Here is a 20883-nt window from a genome sequence, read left to right as displayed (position 1 = left end):
CGGCTTTGAGATTCTCGCCGCGTCAGCCTGTCAGCCCGCTATCAGCGCCTTGATGCCGTCGGCGACGAATTGCACGGCCAGTGCTGCCAGGATGACGCCGAGCAGGCGGGTCAGGATCGAGCGGCCGGTCTGGCCGAGGATGCGGTCTATGCGTTCCGACAGCACGAACACCAGATAGGTGATGGCAAGGCAGACGAAGATGATGCCGACCAGCGCCGCCTGCGCCGCAAAGCCTTGAAAGGAACCTGAGAGCAGCACAGTTGCCGAAATGGCGCCGGGACCCGCGATCAGCGGGATTGCCAGCGGGAAGGCGGCGATGTTGTGGATCATGTCCTTGGTGATGGCGACGTCGCCGATCTTCTCCTTGCGGTCCTGCCGGCGCTCGAACACCATTTCGAAGGCGATGAAGAACAGCAGGAAACCGCCGGCGACGCGGAAAGCCGGCAGCGTGATGCCGAACACCGACAGGATCGAGGCGCCTGCAACCGCAAACAGCGCCATCACCAGGAAACCGATGATCGAGGCGCGGACGGAAACCTGCTGGCGCTCCTCGCGGTTCATGCCGCGCGTCACGGCGAGGAACAGCGGCGCCAGGCCGGGCGGATCGATGGTCACGAGAATGGTGACGAACGCGTTGAACAGGCTGTCGAAACTCGGCATCTCTGACCCTCCCGCCGGGCCGTGCCCGTACCAGGATAATTGGTAGAGCAAAGCCCGTTCGGTGGGAACTGTTCGTGAGAAAGTGGTTGATGCCGGCGAGACAGCGGAGGGCGCAAAGGGTCGCGACGCTTTTATTCCGGGCTGCTGCATTCTTCGGCGATCAAACCGCTCGGCGCGCCAGGAACTCGACCTCCAGCCGCCATGTCGCGCCATTGTCGTGCGAGCGCTCGCCCAGCCATCGGAAGGCGTTTTCGGTGATGCGTGAAAAGCCCCAGCGTACGGAGCTACCGGTGCCGTCGGCGCCCACTTGCACGATCGTGTCACCCTCGGCGCGGCCGAGCTGGCGGCTGAAATACTGGTTGGGCGGGTCGCTCCAGAAGATGTGCCAGGCATCCGCGCCGGGATCATAGACGCGCAGCGTCGTGCCATAAAAAGTCCATTTGCCGAGCGAAGGCTGGGAACCAGTGTCCCGCGCGGGCAGGATCCAGACGTCCTGGATCGCCCGGCCTTCCAGCACCCAGCCGAAATGCACCTCGCCACGCCCTGTCAGCACCGTTCCGTCCTCGAGGTGGCGCGAGGCGTCGAAAGTCCAGGCGCCGACGAAGCGGCCGTAAAGGCTCAGTTTTTCGGCAAGGCCTTCGATCGGTCCGGGGCTATGCAGGGCATCGGCAAACGAAGATTGATCGAACATGGTTGTGGCCTCTTCTTGTCAGGAGATTGGGAGGGAATAGGCGGTTACGAGGTTCTGGGCTTGGGAAAAATTGCTATATTCCGGTCATGACAGCGACCACGCATACGCTCGCATCCGGACCCGGCTGGCATGTGGCGGATGTGATCTGCACGGCTAGCGCCGGCGACCGGCCGTTCGAGGAAGCGCATCAGGATTTCTGTGTCGCCGCGGTCACCAGCGGCACGTTTCGCTACCGTGCCCAGCAAGGCACGGCGATGCTGGCGCCCGGCGCGCTCCTGCTCGGCAATCCCGGCACATGTTACGAATGCGGGCACGAGCATGGCAGCGGCGACCGTTGCCTCTCGTTCCATTTCCGGCCGTCCTACATGGAACGGATCGCGGCTGGCGTGCCGGGCGCCAGGAAGCTGGCCTTCGAGGCGGCGCTCCTGCCGCCTTTGCCGGTCCTGGCGCCACTCCTGGCCGAGGCGGAAACCGCTCGCGAGATGGCCGACATCGACGCGTTCGAGGAACTTTCCCTGCGCATGGCCGGTGCTGCCGTGGCTACAGCCTCCGGCGCTACGCATGTCAGGCGCGCGCCGAGCCGCCGCGATCAAAAACGGGTTGCCGAAGCTGTGCGGCGCATCGAACTCGATGCAGACGGGCCGGTTTCCCTTTCAGCGCTTGCCGATGGGACGGCGACCAGTCCGTATCATTTCCTGCGCATCTTCCGGCAGGTGGCGGGCATGACCCCCTACCAATTCCTGCTCAGGACGCGATTGCACAGGGCCGCGGTGCGGCTACGCATGTCGGACGATACGGTTTCCGCGATCGCTTTCGGCGCTGGCTTCAGCGATCTGTCGACCTTCAATCGTCGTTTTCGGCGGATCATGGGGCAGACGCCAAGCCAGTATCGCAGCCGCCGTGGCGCATAGGTCGTTTCTGCTTGGTGAATCGGCCCGGTGCACCGCAAAGGCAGACACGCAGGCTTTTGCGTCAGGGCGGTGAAAACCGCCTTGGCCATATCGTCGCAATCATCGGTATCCATTTGAAATTACCATCAAAAATGACACTGGAAAAGTGCCGTGAAGGTTGGAGTTTCGGGCTTGCTTCCTATATAAGCACCAAGTGATTCCTGATTAGATTGTGATCCGATTTGACCGACCAGAAGACACCGCGCGGCGCCGACGGCGGCCCCACCGGCATCGAGCCGATATCCATCGTCGAGGAGATGCAGCGCTCCTATCTCGATTACGCCATGAGCGTGATCGTCAGCCGTGCGCTGCCGGACGTGCGCGACGGCCTGAAGCCGGTGCATCGCCGCATTCTCTTCGCCGCCCATGAGAGCGGCTACCATTGGAACCGCAAATATGTGAAGTCGGCGCGTCCTGTCGCCGACGTGATGGGTAAATACCATCCGCATGGCGATGCTTCCATCTATGACGCCTTGGTGCGCATGGCGCAGGACTGGTCGTTGCGCGTTCCGTTGATCGACGGGCAGGGCAATTTCGGCTCCATCGACGGCGATCCGCCTGCGGCGATGCGCTACACGGAAGCGCGGCTGACCAAGGTCGCGCACGAGCTCCTGGAGGATATCGACAAGGATACCGTCGATTTCCAGGACACGTATGATGCTTCCGGCAGCGAACCTAAGGTTCTGCCGGCACGTTTTCCCAACCTTCTGGTCAATGGCTCGGGCGGCATCGCCGTCGGCATGGCGACCAACATCCCGCCGCACAATCTCGGTGAAGTCTGCAATGGCGCCATCGCCATCATCGACAATCCGGCGATCGACCTGCCGGCGCTTATGGAGATCATTCCGGGGCCGGATTTCCCGACCGGTGGCATCGTGCTTGGCCGTTCGGGCATCTACAGCGCCTATTCGACCGGCCGCGGCTCCATCGTCATGCGCGGGCGCGTCAACATCGAACAGCGCGGCAACGACCGCGAGTCCATCATCATCACCGAAGTTCCCTACCAGGTGAACAAGTCGTCGATGATCGAGAAGATGGCTGAACTGGTGCGCGACAAGCGCATCGAGGGCATTTCCGATATCCGCGACGAGAGCGACCGCCAGGGCTACCGGGTCGTCATCGAGCTGAAGCGCGACGCCGTTGCCGACGTCATCCTCAATCAGCTCTACCGCTTCACGCCGCTGCAGACCTCTTTCGGCGCCAATATGGTGGCGCTGAATGGCGGCAAGCCGGAAGTGATGAACCTGACCGATATGCTGAAGGCTTTCGTCGCCTTCCGCGAGGAGGTGATCACAAGGCGGACGAAGTTCCTGCTGCGCAAGGCGCGCGATCGCGCCCATGTGCTGGTCGGTCTCGCTATCGCAGTCGCCAACATCGACGAAGTCATCAAGCTGATCCGCACCGCGCCGGATCCGCAGACGGCGCGTGAGCAGTTGATGGAGCGGCGCTGGCCCTCTGGCGACGTGGAATCTCTGATCCTCCTGATCGATGACCCACGCCACCGGATCAACGAGGACGGTACCTACAATCTGTCCGAGGAGCAGGCGCGCGCCATCCTCGAGCTGCGCCTGCAGCGCCTGACCGCGCTCGGCCGCGACGAGATCGCCGACGAGTTGAACACGATCGGCGCCGAAATCATCGATTATCTGGACATTTTGTCTTCCCGCGCGCGCGTCCAGCAGATCGTCAAGGACGAGCTTGCCGCCGTGCGCGACGAGTTCGGCACGCCGCGCCGCACCGAACTCACCGACGGCGGTTCGGACATGGAAGACGAGGATCTGATCCAGCGCGAAGACATGGTCGTGACGGTCAGCCATTCCGGCTACATCAAGCGCGTGCCTCTGTCGCTCTACCGGGCGCAGCGCCGCGGCGGCAAGGGCCGCTCCGGCATGTCGACCAAGGAAGAGGATTTCGTCACCCGGCTGTTCGTCGCCAACACCCATACGCCGGTGCTGTTCTTCTCCTCGCGCGGCATCGTCTACAAGGAAAAGGTCTGGCGGCTGCCGATCGGCAATCCGCAGTCACGCGGCAAGGCGCTGATCAACATGCTGCCGCTGGAGCAGGGCGAGCGCATCACCACCATCATGCCACTGCCCGAGGACGAGGCCAGCTGGGGCGAACTCTACGTGATGTTCGCCACCACGCGCGGCACCGTGCGCCGCAACGATCTATCCGACTTCGTCCAGGTCAACCGCAACGGCAAGATCGCCATGAAGCTGGAGGAAGAAGGCGACGAGATCCTCGGCGTCGAAACCTGCACCGACAAGGACGACGTGCTGCTGACCGCCAGTTCCGGCCAGTGCATACGCTTCTCCGTCGGCGACGTGCGCGTCTTCCAGAGCCGCAATTCGGTCGGTGTGCGAGGCATAACCATGGCCGAGACCGACCGCATCATCTCGATGTCGGTGATCGAGCATGTCGATGCTTCGCCGGCGGAACGCGCCGCTTACCTGAAGCGCGCGGCGGCGGAGCGGCGGCTTGCCACGGAAACGGCCGGAGAAGAGGAAGAGATCGCGCTGACCAATGAGGAGATCGGCGAGGAGACAGAGCTTTCCGACAGCCGATACGAAGAACTCAAGGCGCACGAACAGTACGTGCTGACGGTGACCGAATTCGGCTACGGCAAGCGTTCGTCGTCCTATGATTTCCGGCTGACCGGACGCGGCGGCAAGGGCATCCGCGCCACCGACGTGTCGAAGGCGGCCGAGATTGGCAGGCTGGTGGCGACCTTCCCGGTCGGCAATGACGACCAGATCATGCTGGTGTCGGACGGCGGCACCGTCATCCGGGTGCCGGTCAACGGCATTCGTTTCGCCAGCCGCGCCACCAAGGGTGTGACCATCTTCAACACGGCTGAAGGCGAAAAGGTGGTTTCGGTCGAGCGGATCTCTGAACCGCAAGCGGACGAAGAAAGCGAAGAAACCGTCGAGGGCGGTGCCGATGCCGCTGCGGCGTCTGACGCCGGTCCGGAGGGTGCGGACTAAGTCCGGCACCCAGGTTTTGACATGGCAACGCCGGCCAGCTGGCCGGCGCGGCAGCAAGTCCAGGCTTTATCAGTAGTGGCGATATGGCTTACGCGGGCCGAAGCCTTCGAAGCGCTTGGTGTTTGCCTTGACGCGGATGCGTTGTGCCTCCTGATGCAGCCCAAATACGGTGGCGATCAGCATGGCGACGGTCATTGCGGTGGCGAGCATGTAGATCAGCATGTGCGTGTTCTCCTGCGCCTAACAACGGATAGATGGGATTTTGGTTTCATCTTATTAAGGTGCAACCTAGTGAACGCTGCGTGAAGGCTTCGTGATCAGCGTGTTCATCTGTCGTTCATGTGCCGGAAAAGGTTCACGGCCGGCGCCCCGATCGGATTTGCCTTTGCGAGAGAGGCTCGCTAGAGCCTGTTCCATCTTGGTGGACGGAAGACGGAACAGGCTCTAGCTTTCATTTGAGCATGATCTCTAGGACAAACGAAAAACCGTTTGTCCGCAAAAACCGGTTTCCACTTTTTGGGATCATGCATTAGAAGCACCTGCCATGACCGAACGCATCGCCCTCTATGCCGGCTCCTTCGACCCGCTGACCAACGGCCATCTGGATGTGCTGAAGGCTTCGCTGGCCGTGGCCGACATCGTCTATGCGGCGATCGGCATCCATCCGGGCAAGCAGCCGCTGTTTTCCTTCGAGGAGCGGGTGAAGCTGATCGAGACGGCGGCGAAGGCGGAATTCGGCAGCGATGGTGCCCGTATCAAGGTCGTCGCCTTCGAGGGGCTGGTCATCGACGCCGCCAGGAAGCACGGCGCCTCGATCATGATCCGCGGCCTGCGCGACGGCACCGACCTCGACTATGAGATGCAGATGGCCGGCATGAACGAGACTATGGCACCTGAGTTGCAGACGGTTTTTCTGCCCGCCAGCCCGTCCGTGCGCACCATTACCGCCACACTTGTCCGCCAGATTGCCTCTATGGGAGGCAACATCCGCCCCTTCGTGCCGGCGGCGGTTGCCGGTGCGCTCACCGCCAAATTCGCGAAATAAGATTCCGGAGATAGATATGCAGCTGAAAAAGCTCGCCTCGTTCCTCGTTGTGCTTGCCGGCCTTGTGACCGCATCGGTCTCGGCCTTCGCCGCCGACCCGGAAAACACCATGGTCATCACGCTGAAGGACGGAGACGTCACCATTGCGCTTCGGCCCGATCTGGCGCCAAAGCATGTCGAGCAGATCAAGAAGCTGGTGCGCCAAGGCGCCTATGACAACGTCGCCTTCCACCGCGTCATAGACGGCTTCATGGCGCAGACCGGCGACGTCAAGTTCGGCAATATGAAAAAGGGTTTCAGCGCCGAGGCCGTCGGCACCGGCGGTTCCGACCTGCCCGACCTGCCGGCCGAATTCTCGCAGACCGAACATTACAAGCGCGGCGTGGTCGGCATGGCCCGCTCGCAGGACCCCAATTCGGCCAATTCGCAGTTCTTCATCATGTTCGCTCCGGCACCGCCGCTCGACGGCCAGTACACCATCGTCGGCAATGTCGTCAGCGGCATGGAACTGGTGGATCACATCAAGAAGGGCGACCAGGCGGATAACGGCACGGTCTCCGACCCCGACCGGATGATCAAGGTGCGCATCGCCGCAGACAAGTAAAATTGTCAAATAACTCTGTTTTCTCAAAAGGATATCTGACATGGCCGAAATCAAGGACCGCGAGAACGCGCTCATCATGGAAACGACCAAGGGCACGGTCGTCATCGAACTTTTCCCCGACCTGGCGCCGGGCCACGTCTCCCGCATCAAGGAACTGGCTAGGGAAGGCGCCTATGACGGCGTGGTCTTCCACCGCGTCATCGAAGGCTTCATGGCCCAGACCGGCGACGTCAAGTTCGGCAATTCGAGCAAGCCTTCCTTCGCGCCGTCCCGCGCGGGCATGGGCGGCTCTGAGAAGCCGGACCTGAAGGCCGAATTTTCCAACGCCAACCATGGCCGCGGCACCTGCTCGATGGCCCGTTCGCAGAACCCGAACTCGGCCAATTCGCAGTTCTTCATCTGCTTCGACGATGCCGCCTTCCTCAACCGCCAGTACACGGTCTGGGGCCAGGTCATCGAAGGCATGGACAATGTCGACAAGATCAAGCGCGGCGAGCCGGTGCAGGATCCCGACAAGATCGTGTCGCTGAAGGTCGCGGCCGACGTCAAGTAAGGGCAAACGACAATGATGGGCGTCGTCTGGTCGCTTCTCGGCATCCTATCCGGCGCCTTCATTGCCATTCAGGCGCCGATCAATTCGCAGCTGGCGCGCGGCCTGGGTCTCCCAGTCGCGGCGGCTGCGTTTTCGTTCCTGTCGGGCGCGATCGTGCTCGGCATTATCTCCGTTACGGTGGTGAAGCTGCAAGGCATCTCGCTCGACTGGAAAGCGCCGGCGCCCTGGCTGTTCGTGGCCGGCGGCATGCTCGGCGGTTTCTATGTCACGCTGTCGACGATCCTGACGCCACGCATAGGTGCTGCCGCGCTGATGGCGTTTCTGGTCGCCGGCCAGTTGCTGGCCGGCATGCTCATCGACCGCGTCGGCTTCCTCGGCGTCGCGGTGCGTGAAATCTCGCTCGGCCGCGTTGCCGGCGCGGTGCTGCTCTTGGCCGGAGCGCTGCTCGTCCGGCTCTACTGATGCGCGTCGATGTCTTTGACTTCGACTTGCCGGAGGAGCGCATCGCGCTCCGCCCGGCGCAGCCGCGTGACAGCGCCAAGATGCTTCTGGTCAAGCCCGGCGAAGGGCTCGAGGACCGGACGGTTGGCGACCTGCCGTCCTTGCTCAGGGCCGGCGACGTGCTGGTGTTCAACGACACCAAAGTCATTCCGGCGCAGCTCAAAGGCATAAGGCGGCGGGGCGAGGCGACGGCGCAGGTCGAAGCCACGCTGCATATGCGCATGGCGCCGGACCGCTGGCTGGCCTTCATGAGGCCGGGCAAGCGCATTGCCGCCGGCGACCGCATCCATTTCGGCCATGACGGCAATTCCTGTTTCCTCGGTCAGCTCGACGCCACGGTGATCGAGAAAGGCGAGGGCGGCGAGGCGCTGCTTGGCTTCGACCTGTCGGGGCCGTTCCTCGACGAGGCGCTGCACGCGGTAGGCCATATTCCGCTGCCGCCCTATATCGCCTCGAAACGCGACGACGACGAACGCGACCGGGCCGATTACCAGACCATCTATGCAAGCGAGGAAGGCGCCGTCGCGGCTCCGACAGCGGGCCTGCATTTCACGCCGGAGCTTTTTGCAGCGCTTGACGCCAAAGGCGTCGAACGCCGCTTCGTCACCTTGCATGTCGGCGCCGGTACGTTCCTGCCGGTCAAGGCGGACGACACCGCCGACCACAAGATGCATGCCGAGACCGGGTCGGTCAGCGAAGCCACTGCGGACGCCCTGAATGCCGCAAGAGCAAGGGGCGGGCGCATCGTTGCTGTCGGCACGACCTCGCTGCGTCTGCTGGAGAGTGCGGCGCGTGAGGACGGTACTCTGGCTGCGTGGTCCGGCCCGACCGATATCTTCATCACGCCCGGCTACTGTTTTCGCACCGCCGACATGCTGATGACCAATTTCCATCTGCCGCGCTCGACTCTGTTCATGCTGGTTTCGGCCTTCAGCGGCCTCGACACGATGCGCGCGGCCTATGCCCATGCGATCGAGAACCGTTACAGATTCTATTCCTATGGCGACGCAAGCCTGCTTTTCCGAGCGGAGACGAGCGATGGACGATGATCTGCAAGCCTTTGACCGCGATGCGCTGATCGCGGAAGTGAAAAAACTGCGCGCCGGCATTCGCCAGCACCGCGATTCCACCGGCCATGAATTGTGCTGGCATCACCCCGATCTGTGGGACCTGCTGCCGGAAAAAACCGAACCATCGATCGCCGTGCCGCCCTGGCCAAAATTCATGCGCGGCTGCATCCACTACCGCCAGTCGCTCGACAAGCAGGCGCCGGACGCCCCGGTCCACGACAAGGAATTCAATGGCTAAGCAGTTCAGCTTCAAGGTTCTGGCAATCGACGGCAAGGCGCGGCGCGGCGTGATCGACATGCCGCGCGGCGAAATCCGCACGCCAGCCTTCATGCCGGTCGGCACCGGCGGTACCGTCAAGACGATGTATATGGACCAGGTGCGCGGCGTCGGCGCCGACATCATCCTTGGCAACACCTACCATCTGATGCTGCGGCCAGGCGCCGAGCGTGTGGCGCGGCTCGGCGGCTTGCATGAATTCGCCCGCTGGCCGCATCCGATCCTGACCGACAGTGGCGGTTTCCAGGTCATGTCGCTGTCGAAGCTGAGAAAGCTGACCGAAAAGGGCGTCACCTTCCGCTCGCATATCGATGGCGCCGCCTACGAGATGTCGCCGGAGCGGTCGATCGAGATTCAGGGGCTGCTCGATTCCGATATCCAGATGCAGCTCGACGAATGCACGGCGCTGCCGGCCGAAATGAAGGAGATCGAGCGCGCCATGGAGCTGTCGCTGCGCTGGGCCGAGCGCTGCAAGACGGCGTTCGGCGACCAGCCGGGCAAGGCGATGTTCGGCATCGTGCAAGGCGGCGACAACGCAGCGCTGCGGGTGCGATCGGCGCAGGCGCTGAGCGCGATGGAGTTGAAGGGCTATGCGGTCGGCGGCCTGGCCGTCGGCGAACCGCAAGCGGTGATGCTCGAGATGCTCGACATCACCTGTCCGGAGCTGCCGGCGGACAAACCGCGCTATCTGATGGGCGTCGGCACGCCTGACGATATCCTGAAGTCGGTGGCGCGCGGCATCGACATGTTCGACTGCGTGATGCCGACACGGGCCGGCCGCCACGGCCTCGCCTATACAAGGCGCGGCAAGGTCAATCTGCGCAACGCCCGCCATGCTGACGATCCGCGCCCACTCGACGAGGAAAGCGACTGCCCGGCCGCCCGTGACTACTCACGCGCCTATCTGCATCATCTGGTGCGCTCGCAGGAAGCGCTCGGCGCCATGCTTTTGACGTGGAACAACCTGTCCTACTACCAGAAACTGATGCAGGACATCCGCGCTGCGATCGAGGCTGGCACCTTCGAGGCGCGCGGCGCCGAAATCACCGAGGGCTGGGCGAGGGGCGATATCCCGTTGCTGTAAGGCCTCAAGTGCTGAGCGAATTCGAGGCGCGCAGGCTGCAGCCGGTGATCTGGAACGTGCCGTCGGGCTGCTGCTGCAGCGTATAGACCGCCTCGTAATCCTTGCCATCGGGGCCGACGATCAGCACCTGCTGGACGATCGAACCCGGACCGGTCTCCTCGACCTTGCCGAAGGAATAAGTCTGCGGCTTGCGCACCGGCGGATAGCCGTTGGTCACCATGTTCATGAAGGCATCGACGGTCGGGAAGATCCGCTTCACATTCGGGGCGGCGAAGCTGTAGGCGGTGGCGCCGTCATTGGCGATGAGGGCCTTTAGCTGACCGTCGATGACGGACTGGCCTGCCTTGATCTCGGCATCGCCGGCCAATGCCGACGACACGCAGAGGAATGGAACGACTGCGAATGCGAAAAAGGCGCGGCGCATGGCCTGTCTCCGTTGTCCCGCGAAACATCTTCCCTTGAAATGGTGCTGTCCGAAGACGCATCATAACATACGCTTGGCAGCGCATCGCGGTTTCAGCGATCGCGAATAATCGCTGGCGCTCGGCGGCAGGTTGCATGCTGGCGGAGAGCTGCGGCAGGTCGCAGCCCAGGCCTGGGCCGGCAGAGTACGGATTCCAGCGCTTGAAAGCCCGCCTCCAGTCTGCCAGAAGGGCCGCTGGACTTGGACGTTTAGCGGGACGAAGCCATGAAGGCGTTTTTCGTGCAGATCAAATGCGAGCTCGGCAAATCCTATGAGGTTGCCAGCGCGCTTGCCGATGCCGAGATCGCCTCGGAAATCTACTCCACCGCCGGCAACTACGATCTGCTCGCCAAATTCTATGTCGACGACGAGGAAGACGTCGGCCATTTCGTCAACGAAAAGGTGCAGATTCTCCCCGGCATCAAGGACACGTTCACCGTCGTCACGTTCCGTGCTTTCTAGCCGGTAAACGCATTTGCCCGGGCACGAGGCAAAGGCTGATCAAGGTCATATTTCAGCTGCCTCAATTTTAGGCAGGCGCAACATACTGATCGCCCGTATCTCCCAAATCACCGATTGCGCTTGATTTTCTCCGGCGACGCCAGTGAAATGGCGTCACAGGGGAGTATGCGATTGGCAGCGTTCGATGAAATGCTTCCGGAAGTCTCCGGATTGAGAAGACCGTATTCGGCGTATGATCGCTGGCTGAAGGAGCAGGATCCAGCCAGGCTGACCGAGAAGATGCAGGACGCTGAACGCGTCTTCCGCAAGACCGGCATCACCTTCGCCGTCTATGGTGAGCAAGAAGCCTCCGAGCGGCTGATCCCGTTCGACATCGTTCCCCGCATCATTTCAGGCAATGAATGGCGGCGCCTCACGCAGGGCATCGAGCAGCGCGTGCAGGCGCTGAACGCCTTCCTCGACGACATCTACCATCGCCAGGAAATCCTGCGGGCAGGGCGCGTACCCAGGGAATTGATCGCCAGGAATGAGGCATTCCTGCCGGAGATGATCGGGGTCAGGCCGCCGGCCGGCGTCTATACCCACATCATCGGCGTCGACATCGTCCGCATCTCGGAGGACGAGTTCTACGTGCTGGAGGACAATGCGCGCACGCCGTCCGGCGTCTCCTACATGCTGGAGAACCGCGAGACGATGATGCAGCTGTTCCCCGAGCTGTTCCAGAAGATCAAGGTGCGGCCGGTGGAAAACTACCCGCAGCTTCTGCGCCAGTCGCTGGCGGCGGTGCGGCCGCAAAGCACCAAAGGTGCGCCGACCATTGCGGTGCTGACGCCCGGCAGCTTCAATTCCGCCTATTTCGAACACGCCTTCCTTGCCGACCAGATGGGCGTGCAACTGGTCGAAGGCCAGGACCTGCGCGTGGTCGACGGCCATGTCGCCATGCGCACGACGGAAGGCTACAAGCAGATCGATGTGCTCTACCGCCGCGTCGATGATTCTTTCCTCGACCCGCTGACGTTCCGTCCGGATTCCGCTCTCGGCATACCCGGCATCATGGATGTCTATCGCGCCGGCAACATCACCATCGCCAATGCGCCGGGCACCGGCATAGCCGACGACAAGGCGATCTATTCCTACATGCCCGAGATCATCGAGTTCTACACCGGTCGCAAGGCAATCCTGGGCAACATTCCGACCTGGCGCTGCTCGGAGCCCGACAGCCTGAAATACGTGCTCGAACACATCGACGAGCTGGTGATCAAGGAAGTGCACGGTTCCGGCGGCTACGGCATGCTGGTCGGGCCTGCGGCAACCAAGAAGGAATGCGAGACCTTCGCCAAGAAGTTGGCGGCCAAGCCATCGAATTATATTGCCCAGCCGACGCTGGCGCTGTCGACATGCCCGATCCTGACGGAAAAAGGGCTGGCGCCGCGCCACGTCGATCTCAGGCCCTATGTGCTGGTCTCCGACCGCATCCAGATCGTGCCTGGGGGCCTCACACGCGTCGCGTTGAAGGAAGGTTCGCTGGTTGTGAACTCGTCGCAGGGCGGCGGGACGAAAGATACTTGGGTGTTGGATGATTGAGACGAGTGAGTAGGGAATAGTCAGTAGTCAGTAGCGGAAATAGAGGGACAGGAAATGCCATATTTCATTGAGATTCAATTGCTTAATATTCACTGCTCACTATTCGCTACTCACTAGCCCGAAGGGCCACTTCATGCTTTTAGGCCGCACCGCAAACGGGCTCTATTGGATGAACCGCTATATCGAGCGGGCGGAAAACATGGCGCGCTTGGTCGATGCCGGCCTGCGCATGGCGCTGACCCGCACCCAAAGCGCCTCGGAAGAGTGGAATTCGGTGCTGCTCAGCGCTGGTTCCGACGTCACCTTCAGCCAGAAATATTCCGACTATACCGCCGCCAATGTCGCCGACTTCCTGTTGCGCGACACGTCGAACCCATCGAGCACGATGTCGTCCATCGAGACAGCCCGCAACAATGCCCGCATGGTGCGCACCGCGCTGACGCGCGAGACCTGGGAAAGCATCAACGAAGCCTGGATGGCGCTGAAGCGGATGCTGGCCAAGCCGATCGACGAGCGCGACCTGCCAAGCGTGCTCGACGCCATCAAGCGCGAGACGGCGCTGATCCGCGGCTCGTTCTACGGCACCATGCTGCGCAACGAGATCTTCGACTTCTCGCAACTCGGCACTTACGTCGAGCGCGCCGACAACACGGCGCGCATCCTCGACGTGAAATATTATGTGCTGCTGCCGTCGATCTCCTGGGTTGGCTCGACGCTCGACAATTATCAGTGGGAATCGATCCTGCGTTCGGTCTCGGCGCATCGCTCCTATCGCTGGGTCTACGATGCTGATTACAAGCCGACCAACATTGCCGACTATCTGATCCTCAATGTCCGCATGCCGCGTTCGCTGATGTTCTGCTATCGCTTCCTGTCGGAGCATCTGAAATTCCTCGGCGACGATTACGGCGAGCGCCATGCCTGCCACGCAACGGCCGAGAAGACGCAGACAATGCTGAGAGCCGGGTCGATCAAGGATATCTTCGATACCGGGCTGCATGAATTCCTGGCCAATTTCATTCGCGACAACACCAAGCTGGGCGACGAAATCGCACAAGATTATCGGTTCAATTGAGCATGGTCCCGAAAGGTGGAGCCGGTTTTCTTAGACAAACGGAAACCGTTTGTCCGGAGATCGCGCTCACAAACGGAATAGAAGCATGCGGCTGAAGATTACCCACCGAACTGAGTACCGTTACGATACGCCGGTGCACTATCTGTTGCAGCGGCTGCGGCTGCTTCCAGTCAGCGGGTCGACGCAGACCGTTCTGTCCTGGGCTCTGGCGATCGAAGGCGCGCGCGAAGAGGTCCGCTTTGTCGACCATTTCGGCAACGACACAAGGCTGTTGAGCGTCGAGGGCGAGCGCGACTTCATCACGGTGGAGGCGTCGGGCGAAGTGGTGACGCGCGACACCGCGGGCGTCTCGGGGCCACACCAGGGCTTCACGCCGCTCTGGCTGTACAGCCATGAGACACCATTGACGGTGATCGGCAGCGGTATCCGCGAACTCGCCGCATCGGTTGGCAAGGGCAGCGACATCGAACGGCTGCACCGGCTGACGGCTGTCATCGGAGAGCGCGTCGCCTACACGCCCGGCACGACCAATGCGACGACGCCGGCGGAGGAAGCCTTGGCGCTCAAGACCGGGGTCTGCCAGGATCATACCCATATCTTTGCCGCCGCCGCCCGTGCCATGGGCTTTCCGGCCCGCTATGTCAGCGGCTATCTGATGCTGGATGCGACGGTCGAGCAGGCGGCCAGCCATGCCTGGGCCGAAGCGCATGTTTCGGGTCTCGGCTGGGTTGCCTTCGATGCCGCCAATGGCATCTCGCCCGACGAGCGCTATGTAAAGGTGGCGACGGGCCGCGATTACCGCGACGCCACGCCGGTGTCGGGAATTCGGCTGGGACAGGCGGAAGAACAGCTTGCGGTCACCGTCACGGTGGAGCAGTAATCCTCCGCAAGATTGCTGCCGAGCGGTTCATCGTTTCAAGGAACCCCGAACCGCTCTATCCCTTTGTTTTAACGCAATTCCGGACGGAAAACCGCTTCACACTTTTCCTGGAATTGCTCTAGAAGAGATTCCATGACCTATTGCGTTGGCCTGAAGATCGATCGCGGGCTCGTGTTCATGTCCGACACGCGCACCAATGCAGGCATGGATTCCATCTCCACCTTTCGCAAGATGCATGTCTGGGAAGAGCCGGGCGAACGCGTCATCGTTTTGATGTCGGCGGGCAATCTGGCGACGACGCAGGCCGTGGTCAGCCTGCTTGACGAGCGCACCAAGGCAATCTCCGAAAGACATTCCACACTGCTCGAAACGCCGTCGATGTACCAAACGGTCCGCATTGTTGGCGACACGGTCAAGGAGGTCATCGCCAATTCGTCACCCGCTGGCGAGAAGGCGGATTCCTATTTCAATGCGTCCTTCATCCTCGGCGGTCAGATCAAGGGCAGCGAGCCGCGCCTGTTCATGATCTATCCCGAAGGCAATTTCATCGAATCGACCGATGACACGCCGTTCTTCCAGATAGGCGAGACCAAATACGGCAAGCCGATCATCATCCGCGCCTACGAAAAGACGATGAGCCTCGCCGAGACGGTGAAGCTGCTTTTGGTGTCGTTCGATTCGACGTTGAAGTCGAACCTGTCTGTCGGCTTGCCGCTCGACCTGCTCTTCCTGGAGAAGGACGCTTTCAAGGTCGGATTGAAGAAGCGGATCGGCCAGGACGACCAGTATTACCGCACGATCTCCGATGGCTGGTCGAATGCGCTGAAGACGGCTTTTGCCAGCCTGCCGGATTTCCCTGGCTAAGGCGTGCGGCATCTCTTGCTGGTTGCATATATTTCACGCGTTAATTAATAAGAGACCAACCGCGACGGATGGTAGCGATGGATCATGTCGGGAGGACAGGATGAACAATGATGATTTCCGGCAATGGTCGCGGCGCGCCGCCGACTGGGGCGTTGACTATCGCAACAATCTGCGCGACCGCCCCGTGCGGCCACTGGTAGAACCCGGCGCCATTTCTAGAAGCATCGAGGTTTCGCCGCCCGAAGACGCCGAACCGATGGACCGGATCTTCGCCGATTTCGAAGAGAAGATCCTGCCGGGAATGACCCATTGGCAGCATCCGCGCTTCTTCGCCTATTTCCCGGCCAATGCGGCGCCGGTTTCGGTGGTGGCGGAATATCTGGTTTCGGCGATGGCCGCGCAATGCATGCTGTGGCAGACGTCGCCGGCGGCGACCGAACTCGAAACGCGCACCGTCGACTGGATGCGCCAGGCGCTCGGTCTGCCGGAAGGCTTCTCGGGCGTAATCCAGGATTCAGCCTCATCGGCGACGTTGGCCGCGGTGCTGACCATGCGCGAACGGGCACTCGACTGGCAAGGCAACAAACAGGGCCTGGCAGGGCAGGCGCGGCTGCGCATCTACTCCTCCGACCAGGTGCACACGTCGATCGACCGGGCGATCTGGGTGTCCGGCATCGGCGAGGACAATCTCGTGCGCATTCCCGTCAGCGGCCGCTTTCGCGCCATGGACACGGCCGCGCTCGAGGCGGCAATCGTCGCCGACCGGGAAGCCGGCATGCTGCCGGCGGGCATCATCGCTTGCGTCGGCGGCACCAGCACTGGCGGCACCGACGACATTGCTGCGGTTGCCGAGGTGGCACGGCGGCATGGGCTTTATCTCCATGTCGATGCCGCCTGGGCGGGATCGGCGATGATCTGTCCGGAATATCGGCATTTCTGGACAGGCGTCGAAGGCGCCGATTCGATCGTTTTCAATCCGCACAAATGGCTGGGCGCTCAGTTCGACTGCTCGATCCAGTTCCTGCGCGACCCTGAAAGCCATGTCAGGACGCTGGCCATCAAGCCGGATTATCTGAAGACGCACGGTCATGACGGCATCATCAACTATTCCGAATGGTCGGTACCGCTCGGCAGGCGATTTCGCGCGTTGAAATTATGGTTCCTGCTGCGCGCCCATGGCCTGGAACGCCTGCGCACGATGATCCGCAATCATGTCGCGTGGAGCGAAGGGCTGGCGGCGCGGCTGGCAAGGGAGCCGGATTTCCAGATCGTCAGCGAACCGATGCTGTCGTTGTTCTCGTTCCGGCACAAGACCGCAACCGACGGGGACGAGCACAATCTGCGCCTTGTCAATGCGATCAACGACGATGGCCGCATCTACCTGACGCAGACGAAGGTTGATGGACTGATCGCAATCCGGTTCCAGGTCGGACAGTTCGAGGCGACCGCCGCCGATGTCGAAACGGCTTTTGTGGTGATTACTGAAATCGCACGTGGCCTGGGTCGCTGATTTCGTTAGCCGGCTTATGCCTTTTCATCGGTTTCGTTTTCGACTATAGACAAGAAAAACGAAAACGGGAGGTTGCCCATGTATCTGTCGCCGCGCCATGCCGAGATTATCCAGATGGCCAAGGATCACGGCCGCGTGCTGGTCGATGATCTGGCCAACCACTTCAATGTGACGCCGCAGACCATACGCAAGGACCTCAACGATTTGTGCGATCAGCGGCTGCTCTCGCGCATCCATGGCGGCGCGCTGTACCCCTCCGGCATCGAGAACATGGAGTATGAGGCGAGACGCAAGATTGCCGCCGACGAGAAGGAGGCGATCGGCCGTGCGGCAGCCAGGCTGATCCCCGACAACGCCTCGCTGTTCATCAACATCGGCACCACGACCGAGTCGGTCAGCAAGGCGTTGCTCGATCACAACGGTCTCATGGTCATCACCAATAACATCAATGTTGCCAATAGGATGCGGATATATCCGTCGATCGAAGTGGTGATCGCCGGTGGTGTCGTGCGCGGTTCCGATGGCGGTGTGGTCGGCGAGGCGGCGGTCGATTTCATTAGGCAGTTCAAGGTCGATTACGCGGTGATCGGCGCATCCGCCATCGACCATGACGGGGCCTTGCTCGACTTCGATTTTCGCGAGGTCAAGGTGGCGCAGGCGATCATCGCCAATGCAAGGCATGTCATCCTGGTTTCCGACCAGACCAAATTCGAGCGAACCGCACCGGTGCGCATCGGCCATCTGTCGCAGGTCAACACCTTCATCACCGACCGCTGCGACATCCCCTCGGTGCGCAAGATCTGCCAGGAGGCCGAGGTTCAGCTGATCGAGACGTCGCTCGCCTAGGCGGTTTTCAGCTGATATCACGCGCCCGTGATATTTCGTTTGACATTCGTTATCATTTCGAAATAATTCCGACACGGTTTCGTAAAAGCCCAAAAATGGTGCAATGCGAAATCGCTGGAGGAATTTGTGGACGCATCTCCGATCCGTGACATTTTCGTCATAGGCGGCGGCATCAATGGCTGCGGTATCGCCCGCGACGCCGTCGGGCGTGGCTTTTCCGTCTTTCTCGCCGAGATGAACGACCTCGCCAGCGGGACCTCCTCGGGCTCGACCAAATTGATCCATGGCGGCCTGCGCTACCTCGAATTCTACGAATTCCGCTTGGTGCGCGAAGCGCTGATGGAGCGCGAGGTTCTGTGGAAGAACGCGCCGCACATCATCTGGCCGATGCGCTTCGTGCTGCCCTATGCCAAGGGCCTGCGCCCGGCCTGGCTGATCAGGCTCGGTCTCTTCCTCTACGACCACATTGGCGGGCGCAAATTGCTGCCGGCGACCCGGACGCTGGACATGGCCAGGGATCCGGCCGGCAAGCCTTTGAAGCCGCTATTCAAGAAGGCCTTCGAATACTCGGATGGCTGGGTCAATGACGCGCGGCTGGTGGCGCTGAACGCACGTGATGCCGCCGACCGCGGCGCAACGGTCCGCACCCGCACGAAAGTGACCGGCGCGCGCCGCGAAAACGGCTTGTGGACGGTCCAGGTCGAGGATCTGCAGACCGGCGAGACCGAGGAGATCAAGGCGCGCCTGCTGGTCAATGCCGCTGGACCCTGGGTCGATCATGTGCTTTCCGGCGTCGTCGGCCTCAACGATGTGCACAATGTCCGCCTCGTGCAGGGCAGCCACATCGTCATCGCCAGGAAGTTCGACGATCCGCGCGCCTATTTCTTCCAGAACAGGGATGGTCGCATCATCTTCGCCATTCCCTACGAAGAAGAGTTCACCCTGATCGGCACCACGGACCAGGATTACCCCGGCGATCCGCATGACGTGAGGATCAGCGACACCGAGATCGACTACCTCTGCGCCGCGGCAAGCGAATATTTCGCTGAAGCCGTCAAGCGTTCGGACATCGTCTGGACCTATTCGGCCGTCCGTCCGCTCTATGATGACGGAGCCTCCAAGGCGCAGGAAGCGACGCGCGACTATGTGCTCAAGGCCGATGGCGGCGAGGGCGCCGCCCCGATCGTCAACGCCTTTGGCGGCAAGATCACCACCTATCGCCGGCTGTCGGAATCGATGCTGGAAAAGATCGAGGGTTTTCTGGGTAAACGCGGCAAGCCGTGGACGGCAAACGCGCCGTTGCCGGGCGGCGATTTCCCGGCCACCGGTTTCGATGCCGAAGTGGCGAAACTGAAGACCGCCTATCCGTTCCTCGACGCGCGCCTGGCTCGCCGGCTGACCCGGCTCTACGGCACCCGCGCAAGGATGCTGTTGGGGCTGGCCAAATCGAACGTCGATCTCGGCCGCAACTTCGGCGCCGATCTCTACGAGGCCGAGGTGCGCTATCTCGTTCAAAACGAATGGGCCGTCACATCGGAAGATGTATTGTGGCGCCGTACCAAGCGCGGTCTGCATCTCAGCCGCGAGCAGGTGGCGGCTCTCGATGAATTCATGCACGGCATAAGCCGGCGCCATGTCGCGGCTGCCGAATGAAGAGGGGTTTGAGCTGATGCGGAAGGCCTGGGAGGAGGCGTCATGCTGGAACTGAGAAACGTCACCAAGACGGTCGGTGCGGTCGCGCATATAAGCGATGTGTCGCTGACGCTCCAGCACGGCTCGCTCAATGTCCTGCTCGGACCGACGCTATCCGGCAAGACCAGCCTGATGCGGCTGATGGCCGGCCTCGACGTGCCGACCTCCGGTTCGATCTGGTTCGACGGCCAGAATGTCACCGGCGTGCCGGTGCAGAAGCGCAAGATCGCCATGGTCTACCAGCAGTTCATCAACTATCCGGCGATGACCGTCTATGAGAACATCGCCTCGCCGCTCAGGGTGGCGGGAACCGATCAGGCGAAGATCGACAAGGAAGTGCGCCATGCCGCAGCACTTCTCAAGCTGACGCCCTATCTCGACCGCACGCCGCTGAGCCTGTCCGGTGGCCAGCAGCAGCGCACCGCACTGGCGCGCGCCATCGTCAAGAACGCCAGCCTGGTGCTGCTCGACGAACCGCTCGCCAATCTCGACTACAAATTGCGCGAGGAACTGCGCGCCGAATTGCCCAGGATCTTCGCCGCCGCCGGCACCATCTTCGTCTACGCCACGACCGAGCCGCACGAAGCGCTGCTGCTCGGCGGCAACACGGCGACGCTTTCCGAAGGGCGCATCACCCAGTTCGGACCGACCATCGACGTGTTCCGCAAACCGGTCGATCTGGTGACGGCCAAGACTTTCGCCGACCCGCCGCTCAACACCATCGTGCTGGCCAAGAAAGGTGGGGATTTCCTGCTCGAGGGTGGGGTCAAACTGCCGGTGCCCGCCGATCTCGCCGGCATTGCCGATGCCATGTACACGGTCGGTTTTCAGCCGCATCACCTGTCGCTCGATCAGCCCAATGCCGCCGCTGTGCCGGTGCGCGCCAAGGTGACGATCACCGAGATCACCGGCTCGGAAAGCTTCATCCATCTCGATTTCGCGGACGCGCGCTGGGTCATGCTGACCCACGGCATCCGCGACTTCGAACCCGACGCCGAGGTCGAGGTGTTCATCGATCCGCGCCACATCATGGTCTTCGACGAGCACGGCCGTGCCGTGGCCGCGCCGAAGCTGGCGGCTTGAGGGGA

Annotated in this window: 22 protein-coding genes; 18 read left to right on the top strand and 4 right to left on the bottom strand. The window is 61.8% G+C overall.

Annotated features, from left to right (window positions below):
• Nucleotides 1-30 precede the first annotated feature (30 nt).
• A complete protein-coding gene (locus EOC83_RS06760) occupies nt 31-660 on the bottom strand; it encodes a MarC family protein (protein ID WP_013531832.1) in 630 nt (209 codons plus the stop codon).
• A gap of 160 nt (nt 661-820) precedes the next feature.
• Nucleotides 821-1351, bottom strand: a complete 531-nt coding sequence (locus EOC83_RS06755; RefSeq protein ID WP_063167938.1) for a hypothetical protein — start codon at nt 1349-1351, stop codon at nt 821-823.
• 86 nt (nt 1352-1437) lie between these two features.
• Between EOC83_RS06755 and EOC83_RS06750 the strand changes: the two genes are divergently transcribed.
• Both EOC83_RS06750 and gyrA read left to right on the top strand, forming a co-directional pair.
• Nucleotides 1438-2262 (top strand): AraC family transcriptional regulator, encoded by an 825-nt coding sequence (locus EOC83_RS06750; protein WP_063167939.1) that lies wholly within the window; start codon nt 1438-1440, stop codon nt 2260-2262.
• A gap of 221 nt (nt 2263-2483) precedes the next feature.
• Entirely contained in the window at nt 2484-5285 is a 2802-nt protein-coding gene (gene gyrA / locus EOC83_RS06745; RefSeq protein ID WP_013531829.1) for a DNA gyrase subunit A, read from the top strand.
• Between the two features lie 69 nt (nt 5286-5354).
• On the opposite strand, the gene EOC83_RS06740 is transcribed toward gyrA, so the two are convergent.
• A complete protein-coding gene (locus EOC83_RS06740) occupies nt 5355-5507 on the bottom strand; it encodes a hypothetical protein (RefSeq protein ID WP_081714296.1) in 153 nt (50 codons plus the stop codon).
• A 322-nt stretch (nt 5508-5829) separates the two neighbouring features.
• Here EOC83_RS06740 and coaD point away from each other — a divergent pair, with 322 nt between their 5' ends.
• The 7 genes from coaD to tgt all read left to right on the top strand — a co-directional run bounded on the left by coaD (nt 5830) and on the right by tgt (nt 10419).
• Nucleotides 5830-6330, top strand: a complete 501-nt coding sequence (coaD, locus tag EOC83_RS06735) for a pantetheine-phosphate adenylyltransferase (RefSeq protein ID WP_063167940.1) — start codon at nt 5830-5832, stop codon at nt 6328-6330.
• A gap of 109 nt (nt 6331-6439) precedes the next feature.
• The gene (locus EOC83_RS06730) at nt 6440-6934 is read left to right on the top strand and encodes a peptidylprolyl isomerase (protein WP_224619653.1); all 495 of its coding nucleotides are present in this window, start codon (nt 6440-6442) and stop codon (nt 6932-6934) included.
• Between the two features lie 40 nt (nt 6935-6974).
• Nucleotides 6975-7487, top strand: coding sequence for a peptidylprolyl isomerase (locus EOC83_RS06725; protein ID WP_013531825.1), 513 nt, complete (start codon nt 6975-6977; stop codon nt 7485-7487).
• Between the two features lie 12 nt (nt 7488-7499).
• Nucleotides 7500-7949: a DMT family transporter gene (locus EOC83_RS06720; RefSeq protein ID WP_013531824.1), complete on the top strand. Its 450-nt coding sequence runs from the start codon at nt 7500-7502 to the stop codon at nt 7947-7949.
• Entirely contained in the window at nt 7949-9037 is a 1089-nt protein-coding gene (gene queA, locus EOC83_RS06715) for a tRNA preQ1(34) S-adenosylmethionine ribosyltransferase-isomerase QueA (protein WP_063167941.1), read from the top strand. Before EOC83_RS06720 ends, queA begins: the two co-directional genes overlap by 1 nt.
• A complete protein-coding gene (locus EOC83_RS06710) occupies nt 9027-9296 on the top strand; it encodes a hypothetical protein (protein WP_013531822.1) in 270 nt (89 codons plus the stop codon). The genes queA and EOC83_RS06710 overlap by 11 nt, the downstream gene beginning before the upstream one ends.
• A complete protein-coding gene (gene tgt / locus EOC83_RS06705) occupies nt 9289-10419 on the top strand; it encodes a tRNA guanosine(34) transglycosylase Tgt (protein WP_024503503.1) in 1131 nt (376 codons plus the stop codon). The genes EOC83_RS06710 and tgt overlap by 8 nt, the downstream gene beginning before the upstream one ends.
• Before the next feature lie 4 nt (nt 10420-10423).
• Here the strand turns inward: tgt and EOC83_RS06700 are convergent, their stop codons facing one another.
• On the bottom strand, nt 10424-10843 hold the full coding sequence (locus EOC83_RS06700; protein ID WP_063167942.1) for a DUF4864 domain-containing protein: 420 nt from the start codon (nt 10841-10843) through the stop codon (nt 10424-10426).
• 264 nt (nt 10844-11107) lie between these two features.
• Here EOC83_RS06700 and EOC83_RS06695 point away from each other — a divergent pair, with 264 nt between their 5' ends.
• The 9 genes from EOC83_RS06695 (at nt 11108) to EOC83_RS06655 (ending at nt 20878) form a co-directional block, all read left to right on the top strand.
• Complete coding sequence (locus EOC83_RS06695) at nt 11108-11344, top strand: Lrp/AsnC family transcriptional regulator (protein ID WP_010909609.1); 237 nt, start codon at nt 11108-11110, stop codon at nt 11342-11344.
• A gap of 171 nt (nt 11345-11515) precedes the next feature.
• Nucleotides 11516-12928, top strand: coding sequence for a circularly permuted type 2 ATP-grasp protein (locus EOC83_RS06690; RefSeq protein WP_024503502.1), 1413 nt, complete (start codon nt 11516-11518; stop codon nt 12926-12928).
• Between the two features lie 133 nt (nt 12929-13061).
• A complete protein-coding gene (locus EOC83_RS06685) occupies nt 13062-14003 on the top strand; it encodes an alpha-E domain-containing protein (RefSeq protein ID WP_024503501.1) in 942 nt (313 codons plus the stop codon).
• An 85-nt stretch (nt 14004-14088) separates the two neighbouring features.
• Entirely contained in the window at nt 14089-14883 is a 795-nt protein-coding gene (locus tag EOC83_RS06680; RefSeq protein ID WP_063167943.1) for a transglutaminase family protein, read from the top strand.
• Between the two features lie 132 nt (nt 14884-15015).
• Nucleotides 15016-15747: a peptidase gene (locus EOC83_RS06675; RefSeq protein WP_013531816.1), complete on the top strand. Its 732-nt coding sequence runs from the start codon at nt 15016-15018 to the stop codon at nt 15745-15747.
• 100 nt (nt 15748-15847) lie between these two features.
• Complete coding sequence (locus EOC83_RS06670; protein ID WP_063167944.1) at nt 15848-17257, top strand: aspartate aminotransferase family protein; 1410 nt, start codon at nt 15848-15850, stop codon at nt 17255-17257.
• Between the two features lie 78 nt (nt 17258-17335).
• Entirely contained in the window at nt 17336-18103 is a 768-nt protein-coding gene (locus EOC83_RS06665) for a DeoR/GlpR family DNA-binding transcription regulator (protein WP_013531814.1), read from the top strand.
• Nucleotides 18104-18229: 126 nt separating this feature from the next.
• Nucleotides 18230-19756, top strand: coding sequence for a glycerol-3-phosphate dehydrogenase (gene glpD / locus EOC83_RS06660; RefSeq protein WP_013531813.1), 1527 nt, complete (start codon nt 18230-18232; stop codon nt 19754-19756).
• Nucleotides 19757-19798: 42 nt separating this feature from the next.
• Complete coding sequence (locus EOC83_RS06655; protein WP_063167945.1) at nt 19799-20878, top strand: ABC transporter ATP-binding protein; 1080 nt, start codon at nt 19799-19801, stop codon at nt 20876-20878.
• The last annotated feature ends 5 nt before the right edge of the window (nt 20879-20883 follow it).

The organism is Mesorhizobium sp. Primo-A (genome assembly GCF_003997175.1).
Lineage (GTDB): Bacteria > Pseudomonadota > Alphaproteobacteria > Rhizobiales > Rhizobiaceae > Mesorhizobium > Mesorhizobium ciceri.
The sequence above is the reverse complement of the archived record's forward strand: the minus strand, read 5'-3'. Positions and strand labels throughout refer to the sequence as shown.